Genomic DNA, 19912 nt, shown 5'->3' with positions numbered 1-19912 from the left:
ATTTACAATAATATTATTTAATTAACAACCAAAACGCATATTTATCACCGTTTATTTTATTAAAGTTACAAAATGTACAATATGTTATTTTAATTCCATACAACCGAAAAACTCAAAATATGAAGTAATACGATTGTGTTTTCTATTATGATAAGTATCTTTGCACAAACAACAACACAATGAATTATTTTTCTTCTGATTTTAAATTAGGGATACTTGGTGGCGGACAGTTAGGCAAAATGCTACTTACCGAAACCCGTAAGTTCGACATCCAGACCTATATCCTTGATCCAAGTGCCGAAGCACCGTCGCAATATGGAGCCACGCGTTTTTTCCAGGGTGACCTGATGGATTTCGAAACCGTATACCGTTTCGGTAAAAAAGTAAACCTTCTAACCATCGAAATCGAAAATATCAACCTTGACGCTTTAGACCAACTCGAGCAGGAAGGACTGGCCGTTTATCCATCTCCTAAGACCCTGCGGCTAATTCAAAATAAGGGCCGACAAAAAGATTTTTATTCCGAAAACAATATCCCTACAGCACCTTACCGTAGGTTTACCGATAAAGACAATCTGATTCAATCGGTAGCTAACAACGAAACCAACATACCGTTTGTATGGAAAAGTGCCCAGTTTGGTTATGATGGCAATGGTGTAAAAATTATCCGTACTGCCAGCGACCTTACTACTCTACCCGATACCGAATGTATAGCGGAGCAGATGATTCCGTTTAAAAATGAACTTGCGGTAATTGTAAGTCGCACACCATCCGGATCGATCAAGACCTATCCGGTAGTCGAAATGGAATTCCACCCGGAAGCCAATCAGGTCGAATACGTAATCTGTCCGGCCCGTATAGACGAAACGGTTGCACAAAAAGCACGGGCGATCGCATTACAGGTTTCCGAAAAATTCAACCATGTTGGTTTATTGGCGGTAGAAATGTTCCAAACCGAAGACGACACTATTCTGGTAAACGAAGTAGCACCGAGACCTCACAATTCCGGGCATTACTCGATTGAAGCCAGCTATACTTCGCAATTTGAACAACACATCCGCGCTATTCTTGATTTACCCTTAGGCAATACCGATAGTAAAGTTGCCGGTATTATGGTAAACTTAGTCGGTGAAGAAGGTTATTCCGGTCCGGTTATCTACCAGAATATCGAAAAAATATTAGCCATCGATGGTGTAACCCCTCATATATACGGAAAAAGAGAAACCCGTCCTTTCCGTAAAATGGGTCACGTAACCATTGTAAACGAAAATATTAACGAAGCCCGCAAAACCGCAGAAATAGTCAAAAATACGATCAAAGTAATTAGTCACTCCTAATTAAACACCACAACACTATGAGCAAAGTAGCCATCATCATGGGTAGCATTTCGGATATGCCGGTAATGCAGGATGCCATCACTATATTAAAAGAATTCGGAATTACAACAGAAGTCGATATCGTATCAGCACACCGTACACCGGAAAAATTATTTGATTTTAGTACGAATGCCCACAAGCGCGGCATCAATGTTATTATAGCCGGAGCTGGTGGAGCCGCTCATTTACCTGGAATGGTCGCTTCGATGTCGCCCCTTCCCGTAATTGGTGTTCCGGTAAAATCCAGCAATTCGATAGACGGATGGGACAGTGTTCTTTCGATCCTTCAGATGCCAGGTGGCGTACCGGTAGCCACCGTAGCGTTAAACGGTGCCAAAAATGCCGGCATCCTGGCAGCACAGATTATCGGAAGTCACGACAGTGCCGTTCTGGATAAAATCACCGCGTATAAAGAAAGTCTGAAGCAAGCAGTTTTAAAAGCTTCCGAAGACTTAAAATAAATTCCCCGCTTCCATCAACCGGATTTGGATTAGAAAAAGCGAAGTTGTACCTTGTCTAACACAGACATATCATTAATTAAAGCTAATAGCACTATATATGAGTATTTTAACCGAAAGATTTACTACCAAATATAACACTGCGCCGTTTTCGCAAATAAAAATTGAGGACTATGCTCCGGCATTTACAACAACAATCGCTGCGGCACGTGCCGAAATCGATGCTATAACCCACAATCCGGAAGCACCAACTTTTGCCAATACAATTGAAGCACTGGAATATTCCGGTGATGCTTTGGAACGCTTGTCGTCCATTTTCTTCAATTTGAATTCGGCGGAAACCAGTGATGAAATGCAAAAAATTGCCCAGGAAGTATCTCCTGTTTTAACGGCATTCGGAAATGACATCACTTTAAATGTCGATTTATTCCAACGCGTTAAAACCGTATACGACCAAATTGATCAACTTAATCTTACTACCGAACAGCACACACTGTTAACTAAAAAATACAAAAGTTTTTCACGAAACGGTGCTTTATTAGCAGAAGACAAAAAAGCCCGTTTACGCGAAATCGATGCCGAACTGGCCAAACTATCGTTAACCTTCGGTGAAAATGTGTTAGCCGAAACCAACGCTTATCAATTACACTTAACCGACGAAAAAGATCTTGACGGTTTACCAGAAGGTGCGATCGAAGCCGCACATGCCATCGCAAAAAGTCAGGATAAAGACGGTTGGATTTTCACCTTGGATCATCCGAGTTATTTACCATTTGTAACCTACGCCCACAATCGCGAATTGCGTAAAGCGATCAGCATTGCATTTGGTCGTAAAGGATTTCAGAATAACGCTTTCGACAATCAGGAAATCGTAATTAAAATTGCAAACCTACGTCACGAAAGAGCCAATCTTTTAGGATACGCCTCCCATGCCCATTTTGTATTGGAAGAACGTATGGCACAAAGTCCGCAAAAAGTAACCGCATTTTTGGATGACTTACAATCGAAAGCCAAACCGGCTGCCGAACGCGAATTTGCACAATTAACCAACTTTGCCAAAAAACTGGATCCGATTGATCATTTGGAAAAATGGGATGGTGCCTATTATTCCGAAAAATTAAAACAAGAACTTTTCAACCTCGACGACGAAACCTTAAAACCATACTTTAAATTAGAAAACGTACTAAACGGTGCCTTTACCATAGCACAAAAACTATTTGGCATCTCGTTTACCGAGATTTTTGACATCGATAAATACCACGAAGAAGTACAAACGTTTGAAGTAAAAGACAACAACGGAAATCTTGTCGCGATTTTTTACGCTGATTTTTTCCCAAGAAAAGGAAAACGCAATGGTGCCTGGATGACATCCTATAAACACCAATCGATTCAGAACGGAGTTAACGAACGACCGCATGTATCGATTGTTTGTAATTTCACCAAACCAACGGCAACCAAACCATCGTTACTTACCTTTAATGAAGTAACCACTTTATTCCACGAATTTGGCCATGCGCTACACGGCATGCTTGCCAACACCACCTATCCGAGCTTATCCGGAACCAGTGTATATTGGGACTTTGTAGAATTACCAAGTCAGGTAATGGAAAACTGGTGTTACGAACCGGAAGCCTTAGCTTTGTTTGCCAAACACTATCAAACCGGCGAAATCATCCCAATGGAATACGTCGAAAAGATAAAAGAAAGTGCCAGTTTTCTGGAAGGAATGGCCACCTTACGCCAAATCAGTTTTGGATTATTGGATATGGGATGGCACGGACAAGATCCGTCCGGAATCCGCGATGTAAAAGCTTTTGAAAACGAACAATTTGCTTCGACCAAACTCTATCCCGATGTAGCCGAAAATGCGATGAGTACTTCTTTTTCGCATATCTTCCAGGGCGGCTATTCGTCCGGATATTACAGCTACAAATGGGCCGAAGTTCTCGATGCCGACGCTTTTGCTTATTTCCAGGAACAAGGAATCTTTAATCCGGAAGTCGCACAACGCTTCAAAGACAACATCTTATCGCAAGGTGGAACCGACCATCCGATGACGCTTTATAAAAAATTCAGAGGTCAGGAACCAAAACCGGAAGCGCTCTTAAAACGCGCCGGATTACTATAAAAAATATAGCCCGATTGATTTCGGGTTATTTTTCAAAATAAACTTTCAATTATTTTTGAAACTTTAGAAATTATTTATACATTTGAACTATGGAATTCAACGAAGCAAAAAACAAATTTGTACAAACCTGGGGCGCCTTAGGCTCGCAATGGGGCATTAACAAAACCATGGCTCAGATTCATGCCTTGTTAATGGTTTCGGCCGAACCGCTTTCGATGGAAGACATTATGGAAGCCCTTCATATTTCCAGAGGAAATGCCAGTATGAATTTAAGAGGCTTGATGGATTGGGGCATTGTATATAAAGAATACAAAGCCGGCGAACGAAAAGAATTCTTTACTGCCGAAAAAGATCTGGACGAACTGGCGGTTAAAATTTCACAGGAAAGAAGCAAACGGGAAATCAAACCTGCTTTAAAAATTTTAAAAGAAGTATCCTCTATCGAAGGCAACAACTCGGCTGAGGCCAAACATTTTATCGAACAAACCACCAAGCTACACGACTTCGTTTTAAAAGCCGACAATGTTTTGGACAAGATTACCGAATACAAAGACAATTGGTTAACCAAATTGGTGATCAAAATCATGAAATAAAAAAATTTAAACCAAAGTTTCATTTTTTTCTGAAAGTTTCATAACTATAAAATTTTAAAAACAATGAACTACAACAGTATTGCCTACCTCCTTTTCCTCGGACTGATGAGTTGGATCATCGTCAAAATCGGAAGAATCTGTTATGACAACGGAAACATATTTGTAGCCACCCTAATCCCGGATCATAAAGCACTTTGCCAACAGATCAACAAAGCTTTGCTTACCGGATATTATCTGGTTAATATTGGTTATTGCGCTATTACAATTACCAACTGGCACACCATCACATCGTTACCCATGCTAATCGAAGTGATCGCCTTCAAATCGGCAATCATCCTTTTTCTGTTGGCCGCATTGCATTATATCAATCTTTTCCTTCTAAAAAACTATGTTCAAAAATTAATTCAATAACTATAAATCATACTACCATGGAAACGACCAAAACACTTATCGGTTATGTTATTTATTTGCCCATTGCACTTTTTCTGACCTATTATGTCTCTAAAACACTTTTCCGAAACAGTAAAGTCTATATGCTTGACATTTTTAAAGGTCGCGAAGAAATTGCCATCGCGACCAACAAACTATTCGAAACCGGATTTTACCTGCTCAACCTGGGTTTTGCGTTGATGATACTCGACATGAATCTTTACAACAATACCTATCAGGAACTTATTGAAGCCTTAAGCTATAAAATTGGTGGCTTTGCGATCTATTTAGGCGTGATGCTTTTTCTAAACCTCTATTTCTTTTTTAGAGGAAAACGAAAAGCGAGCCAAACCGCAAGAGAAGAAAAAATAGTTTTTAAAGCCTAACACATGAACTTTACAATTCCAAACTGGCTGATTGTCGTAGCGGGAATCGGCCAGATTTTCACCGCACTGATTTATCCCTATATCCGCCATAAGGTATTTGACTGGTACAACGACGTTAAAAAACTAAAACCATTAAATCAGGAAATCGCCAAAACCTACGGAAGATACATACAGGGCCTTAATTTTTCGTTCGGACTAATCGCCATTTTTCTGTATGACGACCTACAGCAAAACACCCGGCTTGCCTTCGCTCTAACCGTACTTATTGCCGCTTACTGGACCGGAAAAGTCGCCACTCAGATTGCCTATTATCCGATGTATACGATTCCGAAAAAATGGCAGTTTAAAATTGGCAGTTATTTTATGAATATCTTATTTATGTTATTTGCGACCGTATTTACCGGTTTGGTAATTCTAAAACTACAATTCTTTTTCACATGACCACATTTACCATTACCACTCCGATTAAAGCACCGTCAAAAATTGTTTTTGATTTGGCCCGAAATATCGACATCCATACACTCTCGGTTTCTCAAACGAAGGAACAGGCGATTGCCGGGAAGACATCCGGATTGATTCATCTGAATGAAACCGTAACCTGGCGCGGAAAACATTTTGGTTTGTACCTCAACCACCAAAGTAAAATTACGACTATGGCGTCGCCCGATCATTTTACAGACGAAATGACAAAAGGCCATTTTACGTTTTTCAGACACGAACATCTTTTTGAAACCCGGGATGACGTCACAATTATGATCGATAAAATAGAATACCGAACACCTTTTGGAATTATTGGAAAATTGTTTGACATCCTGATTCTTAAAAAACACCTGTATCAAATGCTTTTAAATCGGAACAAACTTTTAAAATACCTGGCCGAAAATTAAAGCTTCAAAAAATCACAAACAAAATCAGTTTTTTTGCAATAGATTATGCAAAAAGCAACACCAATCCCCACCAGAAAACCGGAATACTTTCCACCCAAAAAGACGTATAATAATCGGAGCGTTTCGGACTTGAAAAAAGGGTAAAAAGCGCAATAACCACTACCAATACAAGATTAATCCACAACTGTACGATCTGGAAATCGCTTTTAAAAAACTCCAATCCGTAAAAAGGGAACAACAGAAATAAATTGAGTCCTTTGGTTCGCTTCACGCCTAAACGTTGCGGAACGGTTTGTAACGAAACATCGTCGTTCTTCAGATCGATAATTTCAAAAATAAGAATGAGGATGATTACCAAAAGGAAGCGCTGAAAAAACTTTAGAAAAACATCATTCGTAAAATCCAGTCCGGCGTTTAAAATCGGAAGGAACAACGTAATACCGGCCCAGCAAAAAGCCACGATATAGATTTTCACTCCGGCCCAATTCCGGGCATTCCCCAATTTTGGAAAAACCGGTAACGTATACAACAACGTCAGCCCCAAAAAAGCAAGCGACAACAATTGTGTTTGCCGTTGTAAATACCAGAAACCATAAAGTGTTCCGACAAAAGCAAACACACTTAACACAACAATTGCTTTTAACTGCCGACTCATTTTGAGCTTTTTCGCACGGGCTAATGCATCGTATTTCACAAAGTTATAGCCGACGATGGTACCACAAAAGGCAAATAGCGACATCGCCCAATCAAATGAAATATAAAAAAAATGGAAAGTCATCTGCACCAAAGCGAATACCGCGATAGCCACATGAATACTTCCGTTTATATAAAAGTCAAGTAATTTCTTGAGTAGTTGCATACTTACAAAAATAATCAATCTGTTAATAACATTTCATTTTGGTTGAAAATTCAACAAAAATTGGAGTTAAAAAAGAATTTTATTAAGAGATTAATAGTTATTTTTGTTCGCTTAAAACACAACTTAACGACAGTTTGATGTATTCTGTGTTACGGAAATATCAAACGTTTATAAACAGGACATTAAGAACTGATGAAAACAGACGCATTTGCTTTACGACATTTAGGTCCAAGAGAGAGCGACCTTCAACACATGTTCCAAACCATTGGAGTAAAGGACATGGATCAATTATTGTATGAAACATTTCCGGACGGAATCCGTTTAAAAAACGATTTACAACTGGATCCGGCTTTAACAGAATACGAATATTTAACACATATCCAGCAATTGGGTGCCCAAAACAAAGTATTCAAATCGTATATCGGTTTAGGGTATCACCCGGCAATTGTTCCACCGGTAATTCAACGTAACATTTTTGAAAACCCGGGATGGTATACCGCTTACACGCCGTATCAGGCAGAAATTGCTCAGGGGCGTTTGGAAGCTCTTTTAAATTACCAGACTACGGTTATCGAATTAACCGGAATGGAAATTGCCAATGCTTCGTTACTGGACGAAGGTACTGCTGCTGCAGAAGCGATGGCTTTACTTTTTGATGTACGCACCAGAGATCAGAAAAAAAACAACGCGAATAAATTCTTCGTTTCGGAAGAGATTTTACCGCAAACCTTATCGGTACTGGAAACCCGTTCCACTCCAATTGGAATCGAACTGGTAGTAGGGAACCACGAAACATTTGATTTCTCAGAAGATTTCTTCGGAGCGATCTTACAATACCCTGGAAAACACGGTCAGGTTTACGACTATGCCGGTTTTATCCACACTGCTAAATCCAAAGAAATCAAAGTTGCTGTAGCAGCCGACATTCTAAGTCTAGTAAAATTAACCGCTCCGGGCGAATTAGGAGCCGATGTTGTAGTAGGAACTACGCAACGATTCGGTATTCCAATGGGATTTGGAGGACCACACGCGGCTTTCTTCGCAACTAAAGAAGAATACAAACGCAGTATGCCGGGACGTATTATTGGCGTTTCTCAGGATGTTAATGGTAACCGTGCGTTACGTATGGCGTTACAAACCCGTGAGCAACACATCAAACGTGAAAAAGCAACGTCCAATATTTGTACGGCTCAGGTATTACTAGCGGTTATGGCCGGTATGTATGCCGTATACCACGGGCCAAAAGGATTACAGTATATTGCCGACAAAGTACACGCTTCGGCGGTTACTACTGCCAATGCATTGGCAAAACTGGGAATCAACCAAATCAACACGGCTTTCTTCGACACTATCACGGTTAAAGCCGATGCTGCCAAAGTAAAAGCAGTAGCCGAAAACAACGAAGTAAACTTCTATTATAGCGACAACGATACGATTTCGATTTCTTTTAACGAGACAACCTCTTTAAACGACATCAACCAAATCGTAGCCATTTTTGCTGAAGTTCTTGGAAAAGAAACCGTAACGGTAACCGCTTTAGACACCGCTACTCATATTCAGGAGAAAATGGTAAGAACGTCGACTTTCTTACAACACGACGTATTTAACAGCCATCATTCGGAAACGGCTTTAATGCGTTATATCAAAAAATTAGAGCGTAAAGACCTTGCCTTAAATCATTCGATGATCTCTTTAGGATCGTGTACAATGAAATTAAATGCGGCTGCCGAAATGTTACCCTTAAGTATGGCCAACTGGAACAGCATTCACCCGTTTGCTCCGGTAAACCAAACTACGGGTTACTTAACCATGTTGAAAAAACTGGAAGAGCAATTAAACGTGGTAACCGGTTTTGCAGGTACCTCTTTACAGCCAAACTCCGGTGCTCAGGGAGAATATGCCGGATTGATGGCCATTCGTGCGTATCATATTTCCAGAGGCGAAGGTCACCGTAACGTATGTTTGATCCCATCATCGGCACACGGAACCAACCCGGCTTCGGCAGCTATGGCTGGAATGGACATCATAGTAACCAAAACCACTCCGGAAGGAAATATCGATGTTGAAGATTTAAGAGCAAAAGCAATCCAACATAAAGACAACCTGTCTTGTTTAATGGTAACCTATCCGTCTACACATGGTGTATACGAAAGTTCCATTATCGAGATCACCAAACTGATCCACGAAAACGGTGGTCAGGTATATATGGACGGTGCCAACATGAACGCTCAGGTAGGACTTACAAATCCTGCTACTATCGGTGCTGATGTTTGTCACCTGAACCTACACAAAACATTCGCGATTCCTCACGGAGGAGGTGGACCTGGAGTTGGACCTATTTGCGTAGCGCCACACCTGGTACCTTTCTTACCAACAAACCCGGTAATTGCTACCGGTGGTGATCAGGCGATTTCTGCTATCTCGGCTGCACCTTACGGATCGGCTTTGGTATGTTTGATTTCATACGGTTATATCACGATGTTAGGAGCCGAAGGTTTAAAACAAGCGACACAGTTTGCGATTCTAAACGCCAACTATATGAAAGCGCGTTTGGAGCAACACTACCCTATTTTATATACGGGAGAATGCGGACGTGCAGCACACGAAATGATTGTTGATTGTCGTTCATTCAAACAAAACGGAATCGAAGTAACCGATATCGCAAAACGTTTGATGGACTACGGTTTCCACGCACCAACAGTTTCGTTCCCGGTAGCCGGAACGTTAATGATCGAACCGACCGAAAGTGAAAACTTAGGCGAATTGGATCGTTTCTGTGATGCGATGATTTCAATCCGAAAAGAAATTGAAAACGCTACTGCTGACGATACCAACAATGTATTGAAAAATGCACCGCACACCTTAGCCATGTTAACTGCTGATCGATGGGATTTCCCTTACTCGAGAGAGAAAGCGGCTTATCCGTTGGAATATATTGCCGAAAACAAATTCTGGCCTTCCGTACGTCGTGTTGATGATGCTTACGGTGACCGTAATTTAGTTTGTTCTTGTGCGCCTATTGAGGCCTATATGGAACACTAAAATTAAATATAAATACGAAGAGCCGCTTTATGCGGCTCTTTTTTTATACCTTCACAATATGAATGACATTACCAATCGAGCCGATTTACTCCATCTGATGCGACAGTTTTACAACAAACTTTTATCCGACGATCGTATCCGCTATATCTTTACCGACATTGCCCAAATTGATCTGGAAGCCCATCTACCGCATTTGGCCGATTTCTGGGAACAAACGCTTCTTCGCGAGGGAAGTTACCGAAAAAACGTTATGCACATCCATCTGGAACTCAACGAAAAAGAATCGTTACGCCCGGAGCATTTTCAAATATGGCTGGAACATTTCGACAAAACGGTTGACGAACACTTTGAAGGCAGTAATTCCGAGCTGATAAAGACCCGTGCTTTATCAATAGCGACGATTATGCAGCTAAAGATTTCTCAAAAAAATCACAATTAATTTTGGTATCAATAATTTTAAACTCCTTTAAATAACTATTCCATAATAATCATTTTACATAAAATTTTTACCGACACATAAGCGTTTAAAATCAATAACTTAGTATTAGTATAAATTCACCTTATGAACAGTAAAATAATCGGTTCCGGAAGCTATATTCCCACTATCACCGTAACCAATCTCGATTTTGCCCAGCATCAGTTTTTAAATGACGATGGAACGCCTTTTCCATATGCTAATGATGTCGTTGCTCAAAAGTTTAAAGAAATTACGGGTATCGAAGAACGCCGGTATGTCGAGGATCAATTATTAACATCCGATATTGCTTATTTTGCTGCTCAAAGAGCGATTGAAGATGCCGGAATCGATCCGGAGACTTTAGATTATATCATCTTTGCCCATAACTTCGGCAATGTAAAACAAGGGGCGATACAAACGGATATTCTTCCCAGTTTATCCGCACGGGTAAAACACAGCCTTAAAATTAAAAATCCGAAATGTGTGGCCTACGACATCCTTTTTGGTTGTCCGGGTTGGATTGAAGGCATGATTCAGGCAAATGCCTATATCAAAGCCGGTATAGCTAAAAGATGCCTGGTAATTGGAGCCGAAACCCTATCACGGGTTGTCGACATTCACGATCGCGACAGTATGATTTATTCCGATGGTGCCGGTGCTACGATTATAGAAGCAACCAACGACGACCATATTGGAATGCTTGCCCACGAAACAGCATCTTTCACCTATGACGAAGCCTATTTTCTATATTTCGGAAATTCCTTTAATGCCGAACACGATCCCGATGTACGCTATATCAAAATGTATGGCCGCAAGATTTACGAATTTGCCTTAAGTCAGGTTCCGAAAGCCATGAAAGAATGTCTGGACAAAAGTGGTATTACGATCGAAGAAGTCAAAAAAGTACTGATTCATCAGGCCAACGAAAAAATGGATGAAGCCATTATCCAGCGTTTTTTCCGATTGTACAAACAAACACCTCCGGAGGGCGTGATGCCCATGAGTATCCACAAACTCGGAAATTCGAGTGTGGCCACCGTTCCGACGTTATATGATTTATTGATAAAAGGAAAAATTGAAAATCAGGAACTTCATAAAGGAGATGTTATTATCTTTGCATCCGTAGGCGCAGGAATGAACATAAATGCCTTCGTCTACCGATTATAACTATGTACGAAAAAACATTTCCGAACAAGCGATTTAAACATACACTAGCCTTTTTACAAAAACATATTTCCCCCTCGGAAGCTATTCTGGATTTGGGTGTTGAAAACCCGTTTTCTACAATTATGAAAGAAAACGGCTATACTGTAACCAACACCAAAGGAGAAGATCTGGATATCGATCAGACGGCACTTTCGGAAAGCAACCATCCGGTGACAACGGCTTTCGAAATTTTCGAACACCTGTTAAATCCGTTTACGGTTTTACAAAACATCCAATCGGACAAACTGGTTATTTCGATTCCAATGCGTTTATGGTTTTCGCCTGCTTACCGCAGCAAAACCGATATGTGGGATCGGCACTACCATGAATTTGAAGACTGGCAACTGGATTGGTTACTGGAAAAAACAGGCTGGAAAATCCTGGATCGCGAAAAATTCACCAACCCGGTAAAACAGATCGGAATTCGCCCATTATTACGCCGCTTTACACCGCGTTATTATATCGTTTATGCTGAAAAAATAAAATAATGAGGTATTATATCGTTATTCCGGCACACAACGAAGAAGCCTTTATTTCAGGAACGCTGAAATCGTTGGCGGCTCAAACCGTACTTCCGCAACAGGTTGTGGTCGTAAACGACAATTCTACCGACAACACTCATGCCATTGTGAGCGATTTTGCAGTACGTTATCCCTGGATTTCGATCATTGAAAAAAAATCGGATGCGATCCATTTACCCGGAAGCAAAGTTATTCAGGCATTTCAAAAAGGATACGAACAATTGGACGGCAGCTATGATTTTATTGTCAAATTGGATGCCGACCTGATTTTACCACCCAATTATTTCGAAACGATTATCCGTATTTTTCAAAGTGATTCCGAAATCGGTATGGCCGGTGGTTTTGCTTATATCGAAAAAAACGGCGATTGGATTTTGGAAAATCTCACCGATAAAGATCATATCCGCGGTGCTTTTAAAGCCTATCGCAAAGCCTGTTTTGAACAGATTGGCGGATTAAAACCGGCAATGGGTTGGGATACGGTTGACGAGTTGCTTTGTAAGTTTTACAACTGGAAAGTCGTAACCGATGCAAATTTACAGGTAAAACACCTGAAACCTACCGGAGCGAATTACAACAAAACGGCACGCTACAAACAAGGCGCTGCATTTTACAGTCTGCGTTACGGATTTATAATTACTTCTATTGCCTCTTTAAAACTGGCCTTACTCAAAAAGAAACCGCTTCTTTTTATCGATTATATGGTTGGTTTTCTAAAAGCCTGGTTGGGTAAAAAACCGTATTTGGTCACATCGGAACAAGGTCGCTTTATTCGGAAATACCGTTTTCAAAAAATGAAAGCCAAGCTTTTATAAGCCAAAAAACTCCGTTGCGATACCCCATAACTCGTAACTTATTGGTAATTTAGCCAAGATTTATAAAATATTATGCTTAGATATCTGTCGCAAATAGGAAAATACTTCCTGATGTTGAAAGAAGTCTTCAATAAACCGACAAAATGGTCGGCTATGAAGCAGCTAATTTTCAAAGAAATAGACGATTTAATTATCGGATCACTGGGAATTGTGGCGTTTATTTCGTTTTTCGTTGGTGGCGTTGTCGCCATCCAAACGGCGTTAAACTTAACCAACCCGTTAATCCCAAAATACCTGATTGGTTTTGCGACCCGTCAATCGGTAATTCTGGAATTTGCTCCTACTTTTATCTCCATCATCATGGCCGGTAAAATGGGATCTTTTATTACCTCCAGTATCGGAACGATGCGCGTAACCGAACAGATCGACGCTTTAGAAGTAATGGGAATCAATTCCCTGAACTATCTGGTATTCCCAAAAGTAATCGCATTACTATTGTATCCGTTTGTGATTGGTTTGAGTATGTTTTTGGGAATTTTAGGTGGATGGATTGCCGGAGTTTACGGTGGATTTGCATCGAGTGATGAATTTATGACCGGATTACAAGTAGAATTCATTCCGTTTCACGTGATCTATGCGTTTATTAAAACCGTTGTATTTGCTTTACTATTGGCAACGATCCCGTCGTTCCACGGTTATTATATGAAGGGAGGCGCATTGGAAGTAGGAAAAGCCAGTACGACCTCATTCGTATGGACCAGTGTGGCGATCATTCTGGCGAATTATATTTTAACACAATTACTTTTAACCAAATAATCATGATCGAAGTAAAAGATATCGAGAAATCATTTGGTGACACCAAGGTTTTAAAAGGGATTTCCACGGTTTTCGACACCGGGAAGACCAATTTGATCATTGGACAGAGTGGTTCCGGGAAAACTGTATTATTAAAAAGCCTATTGGGTATTCATACACCGGACAAAGGAACCATCTCGTTTGACGGTCGGATTTACTCCGAACTTACTAATGACGAAAAACGCGATTTGCGTACTGAAATCGGAATGGTATTTCAGGGAAGTGCATTATTCGATTCGATGACCGTGGAAGAAAACATCGGATTCCCGTTAAAAATGTTTACCAATAAAAACCCGCGTGAAATTCAGGAGCGTGTTGATTTTGTTATCGACCGTGTAAAGTTGATCAATGCACATAAAAAGAAACCATCTGAAATATCCGGAGGGATGCAAAAGCGTGTAGCCATTGCCCGTGCGATTGTAAACAACCCGAAATATTTATTTTGTGACGAGCCCAACTCCGGTCTGGATCCAAAAACATCGATTGTAATCGACAACCTGATTCATGAAATCACCGAAGAGTACAACATTACGACAGTGATCAATACGCACGATATGAACTCCGTAATGGAAATCGGAGAAAAGATTATTTTCTTAAAAGAAGGTATTTTGGCCTGGGAAGGCACCAAACGTGAAATCTTTAAAACAGACAACGAAGCCATTGTTGACTTTGTATACTCATCGAACCTGTTTAAAAAAGTGCGAAAAGCACAAAACAGAGAGTTATAAAAGAACGACACTTTATCTCATAAAAAATGCCTCATTCAGAGGCATTTTTTGTAGGTTTTATTTTTTATCCAATAAGTTACTTATTTTTTTAATCTCCTGCTCCTTATCTTTAGGAAAGATTAGCAGCGTATCGTTTTTATCTACAACGATGAAATCGCTTAAACCGTTAATCACCACCAGTTTTTTTCCTTCGGTACGGATAATATTATTGGACGCATTTTCCAAAATCATGGTTGCATTCACTACCGCATTAAATTGATCATCCTTTGGTAATTTTTCGTGAAGTGCTCCCCAGGTACCCAAATCATTCCAGTCGAATGTTGCCGGTAAGACAAATACGTTTTTCGCTTTTTCAAGGATGGCGTAATCGATTGAAATGTTTTCGGCATCCGGATAAATCGTATTGATAAATTCCTGTTCCCGTGGTGTATTGTAAAAATCCATTCCCTTTTGAAACAGACGTAACATTTCCGGATGGAAGGTTTCAAAAGCTTCGATGATCGAACGGATACTCCAAATAAATATTCCGGCATTCCAAAGAAAATTACGACTTTGGATAAACGCTTTAGCCGTAGCATAATCTGGTTTTTCCCGGAACTGTACTACCTTTTTAATTGGTTTATTATCCAGTTTGTTATATTCGATATACCCATAGCCCGTATTCGGGAAGGTTGGCAAAATCCCCAATGTCATCAAAACATTGCTTTCAGAACAATTATCGAATGATTTTTGAAGATTGGCTATAAATTGATCTTCATCCTCAATCCAATGATCACTTGGTGCAACAACCACTAATGCCTCCGGATTTTTTTGTTGTATTTTTAACGAGGCCAATACGATACAAGGGGCTGTATTTCGCATTACAGGCTCCAGAATTACCTGTTCCTGTTTTACCTGAGGTAATTGTTCCAACACCAATTGATTATAGCGCTCGTTGGTTAAAATCAATATATTCTCCTTCGGAACAATTCTTGAGAGTCTACTAAATGTTTTCTGGATCAGGGTATCTCCGGTGCCCAGCATATCGTGGAACTGCTTAGGAAAATCTACTGTACTTACCGGCCAGAAGCGGGATCCAACTCCACCGGCCATTAGTATTGCATAATAGTTTTTATTCATCATATTGTGTCAAATGACATGGCTAATTCTTTAGTTTATTATCCGGGTAACAACTCAACTTCGGCATTGGGATTAAACAGGTAAACTCTACCCGAACTCAATTCCATACATTCGAATCGTTTTATTCGTTGTGCTCCTTTTTTAAAAATTCTTCCATTGTGTATCCGGAAGACACTTCCATACGGGATTTCAAATATATAATTTTTATCGTTAGCCGGATCAAATTGTTTTAAGGCAAGGGCTAATGTTGCATCGGTATCACTACTGGCTTTCGGATTTCTGAAATGCCTTGCCAGCAATGGCAATAATTGATTCGGAAAAATTTCCGGTCGCAAAAAAGGCACCATCAACCGTTGGAATGTAAGCTTCCATTCATCGCCATGTGGTTTTATATTCCGACCGTATTTTTCGAAAGCCACCAAATGTGCAATTTCATGGATAAGCGTCATTAAAAACCGATATTTATTCAGACTGGCATTTACAGTAATCTGATGGTAGCCATCCGGGTGTTTCCGATAATCGCCGTGTCGGGTTACCCTTTCATTCACGATTTTCAGATGTACACGATTGAGCTTTATCAGCTCAAAAACGCTATCCAGTGCATGTTCCGGTATATAGGGTGCTAATTTATCTTTCATCTGGATTCCCCTGAACGCATTTAGGGTGTGGTTGAAGAAACCTGTAACACTTTTCCGTTAAAATATTTATTGCCGTTTAGAGCAAAATCAAAAATATAATCGGCCATTTCTTTTGCGTTTAGCGGTGCTTCATATCCCGGAAATGCTTCCTGCAACATTTCTGTCTGAACAGCACCTAATGCCAACACATTAAAGGCGATTCCTTTGTCCTTATATTCTTCAGCCAATAATTCCGACAAGGTAATCACCGCACCTTTACTGGAACTGTACGCGGCTAATCCGGCAAATTTCATACTTCCCTGAATCCCCCCCATACTACTGATCGTTACTACATGGCTTCCTTTTTGCAGGTACGGAATACAGATACGGGTTAAATTGGCCACACCAAAAACATTTACTTTATAAATATTTTCGAATTCCTGAGCCGAAATTTCCCCGAATGGTTTTAGCAATAACGCCCCGGCATTGTGGATCAGAACATCCACCTTTTTCCAGGTTGTCGCGATAAATTGTTGTATTTTTTCCAGATCTTCCTCCAGCGACAAATCAATACTTAAACAGCTGATATTTTCATTTTCGAGTAATGCCTGGGGTTGTTTTCGCGACAAAGCCAGCACATTATGTCCGGCAGCAGCAAATTCCAATGCCAGTTCATATCCGATTCCTCTACTGGTTCCTGTTATAATAATGTTTTTCATTTTACTGTAAAATCCTGATCTCTTTTATAATTTTAATTTAGTTTAATCTCTTTTTCTTTGGAATTGGTCATTCCCGCTACAGCCGGGATGATTTCTTTGGCATAGGCCGCCATATGTGCCGTATCCATCAATTTAAATTCATCCAATGGATGATGGTAATAGGAATAATTTTCAAAGTCGAACGTACAAACCGTTTGTGCCGGTACGTTAAATTCGACGAAAAACGGATAATTATCCGAAGCCATAAACAAGCGGTATTGCAATTCGATTTCCAAAAAACCTACGGTTTTCTTTTGGGTATACTCGTTAATTTTTTCCGACATATTCGATTTTCCAAAACCGGTTATATAGGATGCAAATTCCCGTTTCATTGGCACACCCAGCATTTCAAAATTCAGCATCGTATACAGATTAAAATGCTGCTCCTTTAATTTTTTTGCCAGATGATAGGATCCCAACAATCCTTTTTCTTCCGCCGAAAAGAAGGCAACCAATATGCTTCTTTTATTTGTTTTATTTTTTGCAAAATATTTGGCTACTTCCGACATCACCGTTGTCCCGGAAGCATTATCGTTGGCACCATTGGCAATATCATCCCCGTTAACCGGAGTCGACACGCGTCCGATATGATCGTAATGCGCCCCAATGATCACAAATTCGTTTTTAAGTTTCGGATCATTTCCTTCGATAAACCCTACGATATTAAAAGCCGGTTTATGGAAGTTGGTCAACGTATCCCGATAGGTTTTAAAATACGGTTTAATATTATTTTCACGCAACAGATTCTCCAGATAAATAGCTGCTTTTTCAATTCCTTTACTACCACTATCGCGACCTTCCAGTTCGTCGGATGCCAGGTATTGCAACGTATGAGCGACATCTTGTTGTTTCACTTCATAAGCAGAAGCTGTAGTCGTAGTTCCTTTGTCACTTTTGGTATTCGAGGTAGCACATCCCAGTAATACAAATGGTAAAAGATAAAGTGTTTTTTTCATGTGGGGAGTATTTTTACACTTTCGCTAAAATACTAAAAATCCCGTCCTGAATATCAAGACGGGATTGATTTATTTGGAATATTCCAGATTATGCCAGCATAGTCACCGGGTTTTCCAGATATTGTCTTAAAGTTTGTAAAAACTGTGCTCCGGTTGCACCGTCAACAGTTCTGTGATCGCACGCAAGGGTTACTTTCATTGTATTTCCAACTACGATTTGTCCGTTGCGAACCACCGGTTTTTCAACAATTGCTCCTACCGATAAAATGGCCGAGTTCGGTTGATTGATGATCGATGTAAATTCGGTAATTCCGAACATTCCCAAATTCGAAACAGTAAATGTACTACCTTCCATTTCAGCAGGTTGTAATTTTTTGTTTCGGGCTCTTCCAGCTACATCTTTTACATTAGCACCGATTTGAGATAACGTCATCTGGTCCGCGAAACGCAATACCGGAACTACCAATCCGTCTTCCACCGCTACCGCTACTCCGATGTTTACATGGTGGTTGATTACCGTTACATCTTCTTTCCACTGTGAATTTACCTGTGGGTGTTTTTTCAACGCCATCGCACACGCTTTGATCACCATATCGTTAAACGATACTTTGGTATCCGGCAATCCGTTAATCATTTCACGGGAAGCCATCGCATTGTCCATAGCCACTTCGATCGTCAGGTAGTAATGTGGTGCTGTAAACTTCGATTCTGCCAATCTACGGGCGATCGTTTTACGCATTTGTGAGTTCTTCACTTCTTCCACATAGGTCTCTCCAGCCGGAACAAAAGGTTTTACCGGAGTCGCAGCTGCAGTTGCCGTTGGCGCACTAGCAGTTTGCGGTTGTGCCGAAGCCGCCTGAGGTGTAAAGCTCTCCACGTCTTTTTTAACGATACGTCCGTTTTCACCGGTTCCTTTTACCTGAGTCAAATCCACACCTTTTTCCTGTGCGATTTTTTTAGCCAAAGGCGATGCCAACACACGTCCGTTAGCGGTTGTTGTTTGTGGCGCTGCTGTTGTTGCAGTTGTTTCTTTTACTTCTGTTTTGGTTTCGGCAACGGTTTCTACCGCACCACCGGCTTTGTAATTGGCAGCAAGCGCACTTACATCGGTACCGGCAGGGCCAATAATCGCCAGAATACTGTCAACCGGAGCCGACTGTCCTTCCTGAACACCGATATACAAAAGCGTACCGGAGTTAAACGATTCGAATTCCATTGTTGCCTTATCAGTTTCGATTTCGGCCAGGATATCCCCTTCCGAAATGCTATCTCCGATTTTTTTCAACCAGGTTGCTACGGTACCGTCGGTCATCGTATCACTCAGACGCGGCATTGTAACTATTTTTACACCGGCAGGAATTTCGGCTGCCTGTGATTTTGTTTCTGTTTTTACGTCTTCCGAAGCCGGAGCCGTTTCTTCTTTCGGAGCTGCCGCCGCAGGCTGACCACCACCACTCAATAAAGCGGAAATATCTTCGCCCGGGTTACCGATAATTGCCAATAAAGCATCTACCGGAGCCGATTCTCCTTCTTGTATTCCGATATGCAATAAGGTACCCGAATTAAACGATTCGAATTCCATGGTTGCTTTATCGGTTTCAATTTCTGCAAGAATATCGCCTTCTTTAACAACATCTCCTACTTTCTTTAACCAAGTCGCCACAACACCTTCGGTCATGGTGTCACTTAGACGGGGCATGGTAACAACTACTGCCATAATCG

Annotated in this window: 21 protein-coding genes; 15 read left to right on the top strand and 6 right to left on the bottom strand. The window is 40.6% G+C overall.

Translation table 11 applies throughout. From position 1 onward, the window contains the following. Window positions 1-179 precede the first annotated feature (179 nt). The 8 genes from ABFU83_RS00850 to ABFU83_RS00815 all read left to right on the top strand — a co-directional run bounded on the left by ABFU83_RS00850 (window position 180) and on the right by ABFU83_RS00815 (window position 6257). Window positions 180-1337, top strand: a complete 1158-nt coding sequence (locus ABFU83_RS00850) for a 5-(carboxyamino)imidazole ribonucleotide synthase (RefSeq protein WP_347068171.1) — start codon at window positions 180-182, stop codon at window positions 1335-1337. 17 nt (window positions 1338-1354) lie between these two features. Continuing rightward, window positions 1355-1837: a 5-(carboxyamino)imidazole ribonucleotide mutase gene (purE, locus tag ABFU83_RS00845; RefSeq protein ID WP_347068169.1), complete on the top strand. Its 483-nt coding sequence runs from the start codon at window positions 1355-1357 to the stop codon at window positions 1835-1837. A 97-nt stretch (window positions 1838-1934) separates the two neighbouring features. Further along, window positions 1935-3962, top strand: a complete 2028-nt coding sequence (locus ABFU83_RS00840) for a M3 family metallopeptidase (RefSeq protein WP_347068168.1) — start codon at window positions 1935-1937, stop codon at window positions 3960-3962. An 89-nt stretch (window positions 3963-4051) separates the two neighbouring features. Continuing rightward, window positions 4052-4555 (top strand): GbsR/MarR family transcriptional regulator, encoded by a 504-nt coding sequence (locus ABFU83_RS00835; protein WP_136403013.1) that lies wholly within the window; start codon window positions 4052-4054, stop codon window positions 4553-4555. 63 nt (window positions 4556-4618) lie between these two features. After that, window positions 4619-4966, top strand: a complete 348-nt coding sequence (locus ABFU83_RS00830) for a hypothetical protein (protein ID WP_347068166.1) — start codon at window positions 4619-4621, stop codon at window positions 4964-4966. Between the two features lie 17 nt (window positions 4967-4983). Next, on the top strand, window positions 4984-5370 hold the full coding sequence (locus ABFU83_RS00825; RefSeq protein WP_347068164.1) for a hypothetical protein: 387 nt from the start codon (window positions 4984-4986) through the stop codon (window positions 5368-5370). Between the two features lie 3 nt (window positions 5371-5373). Beyond that, complete coding sequence (locus ABFU83_RS00820) at window positions 5374-5811, top strand: hypothetical protein (RefSeq protein ID WP_347068162.1); 438 nt, start codon at window positions 5374-5376, stop codon at window positions 5809-5811. Beyond that, the gene (locus tag ABFU83_RS00815; RefSeq protein WP_347068160.1) at window positions 5808-6257 is read left to right on the top strand and encodes an SRPBCC family protein; all 450 of its coding nucleotides are present in this window, start codon (window positions 5808-5810) and stop codon (window positions 6255-6257) included. Before ABFU83_RS00820 ends, ABFU83_RS00815 begins: the two co-directional genes overlap by 4 nt. A 43-nt stretch (window positions 6258-6300) precedes the next feature. Here ABFU83_RS00815 and ABFU83_RS00810 read toward each other — a convergent pair whose 3' ends face one another. Further along, a complete protein-coding gene (locus ABFU83_RS00810) occupies window positions 6301-7116 on the bottom strand; it encodes a hypothetical protein (protein ID WP_347068158.1) in 816 nt (271 codons plus the stop codon). Window positions 7117-7308: 192 nt separating this feature from the next. On the opposite strand from ABFU83_RS00810, the gene gcvP reads away from it, so the two are divergent. From gcvP to ABFU83_RS00775, 7 genes are all read left to right on the top strand, one after another. Beyond that, complete coding sequence (gcvP, locus tag ABFU83_RS00805) at window positions 7309-10158, top strand: aminomethyl-transferring glycine dehydrogenase (RefSeq protein ID WP_347068156.1); 2850 nt, start codon at window positions 7309-7311, stop codon at window positions 10156-10158. A gap of 58 nt (window positions 10159-10216) precedes the next feature. Beyond that, the gene (locus tag ABFU83_RS00800; protein ID WP_347068154.1) at window positions 10217-10597 is read left to right on the top strand and encodes a group III truncated hemoglobin; all 381 of its coding nucleotides are present in this window, start codon (window positions 10217-10219) and stop codon (window positions 10595-10597) included. Window positions 10598-10720: 123 nt separating this feature from the next. Continuing rightward, window positions 10721-11782, top strand: a complete 1062-nt coding sequence (locus ABFU83_RS00795) for a ketoacyl-ACP synthase III (protein ID WP_347068153.1) — start codon at window positions 10721-10723, stop codon at window positions 11780-11782. Window positions 11783-11784: 2 nt separating this feature from the next. Further along, the gene (locus tag ABFU83_RS00790; RefSeq protein ID WP_347068151.1) at window positions 11785-12309 is read left to right on the top strand and encodes a methyltransferase; all 525 of its coding nucleotides are present in this window, start codon (window positions 11785-11787) and stop codon (window positions 12307-12309) included. Continuing rightward, a complete protein-coding gene (locus ABFU83_RS00785; RefSeq protein WP_347068150.1) occupies window positions 12309-13157 on the top strand; it encodes a glycosyltransferase family 2 protein in 849 nt (282 codons plus the stop codon). Before ABFU83_RS00790 ends, ABFU83_RS00785 begins: the two co-directional genes overlap by 1 nt. 72 nt (window positions 13158-13229) lie before the next feature. Then, window positions 13230-13973, top strand: a complete 744-nt coding sequence (locus ABFU83_RS00780) for an ABC transporter permease (protein WP_136403002.1) — start codon at window positions 13230-13232, stop codon at window positions 13971-13973. A gap of 2 nt (window positions 13974-13975) precedes the next feature. After that, window positions 13976-14740 carry an ATP-binding cassette domain-containing protein gene (locus ABFU83_RS00775; protein WP_347068148.1) on the top strand — a complete coding sequence of 255 codons (765 nt, stop codon included), beginning with the start codon at window positions 13976-13978 and terminating at the stop codon, window positions 14738-14740. Window positions 14741-14797: 57 nt separating this feature from the next. Here ABFU83_RS00775 and ABFU83_RS00770 read toward each other — a convergent pair whose 3' ends face one another. The 5 genes from ABFU83_RS00770 to ABFU83_RS00750 form a co-directional block, all read right to left on the bottom strand. Then, a complete protein-coding gene (locus tag ABFU83_RS00770) occupies window positions 14798-15859 on the bottom strand; it encodes a mannose-1-phosphate guanylyltransferase (RefSeq protein ID WP_347070187.1) in 1062 nt (353 codons plus the stop codon). Window positions 15860-15897: 38 nt separating this feature from the next. Next, window positions 15898-16497 carry a SprT-like domain-containing protein gene (locus ABFU83_RS00765; RefSeq protein WP_347068146.1) on the bottom strand — a complete coding sequence of 200 codons (600 nt, stop codon included), beginning with the start codon at window positions 16495-16497 and terminating at the stop codon, window positions 15898-15900. 20 nt (window positions 16498-16517) lie between these two features. After that, window positions 16518-17195 carry an SDR family oxidoreductase gene (locus ABFU83_RS00760; protein WP_347068144.1) on the bottom strand — a complete coding sequence of 226 codons (678 nt, stop codon included), beginning with the start codon at window positions 17193-17195 and terminating at the stop codon, window positions 16518-16520. A gap of 32 nt (window positions 17196-17227) precedes the next feature. Then, window positions 17228-18190: a M28 family peptidase gene (locus ABFU83_RS00755; protein ID WP_347068142.1), complete on the bottom strand. Its 963-nt coding sequence runs from the start codon at window positions 18188-18190 to the stop codon at window positions 17228-17230. An 88-nt stretch (window positions 18191-18278) separates the two neighbouring features. Then, window positions 18279-19907 carry a pyruvate dehydrogenase complex dihydrolipoamide acetyltransferase gene (locus ABFU83_RS00750; protein WP_347068141.1) on the bottom strand — a complete coding sequence of 543 codons (1629 nt, stop codon included), beginning with the start codon at window positions 19905-19907 and terminating at the stop codon, window positions 18279-18281. Window positions 19908-19912: the final 5 nt, after the last annotated feature.

This window comes from Flavobacterium sp. WV_118_3 (assembly GCF_039778605.1).
Taxonomy (GTDB): Bacteria; Bacteroidota; Bacteroidia; order Flavobacteriales; family Flavobacteriaceae; genus Flavobacterium.
The sequence above is the reverse complement of the archived record's forward strand: the minus strand, read 5'-3'. Positions and strand labels throughout refer to the sequence as shown.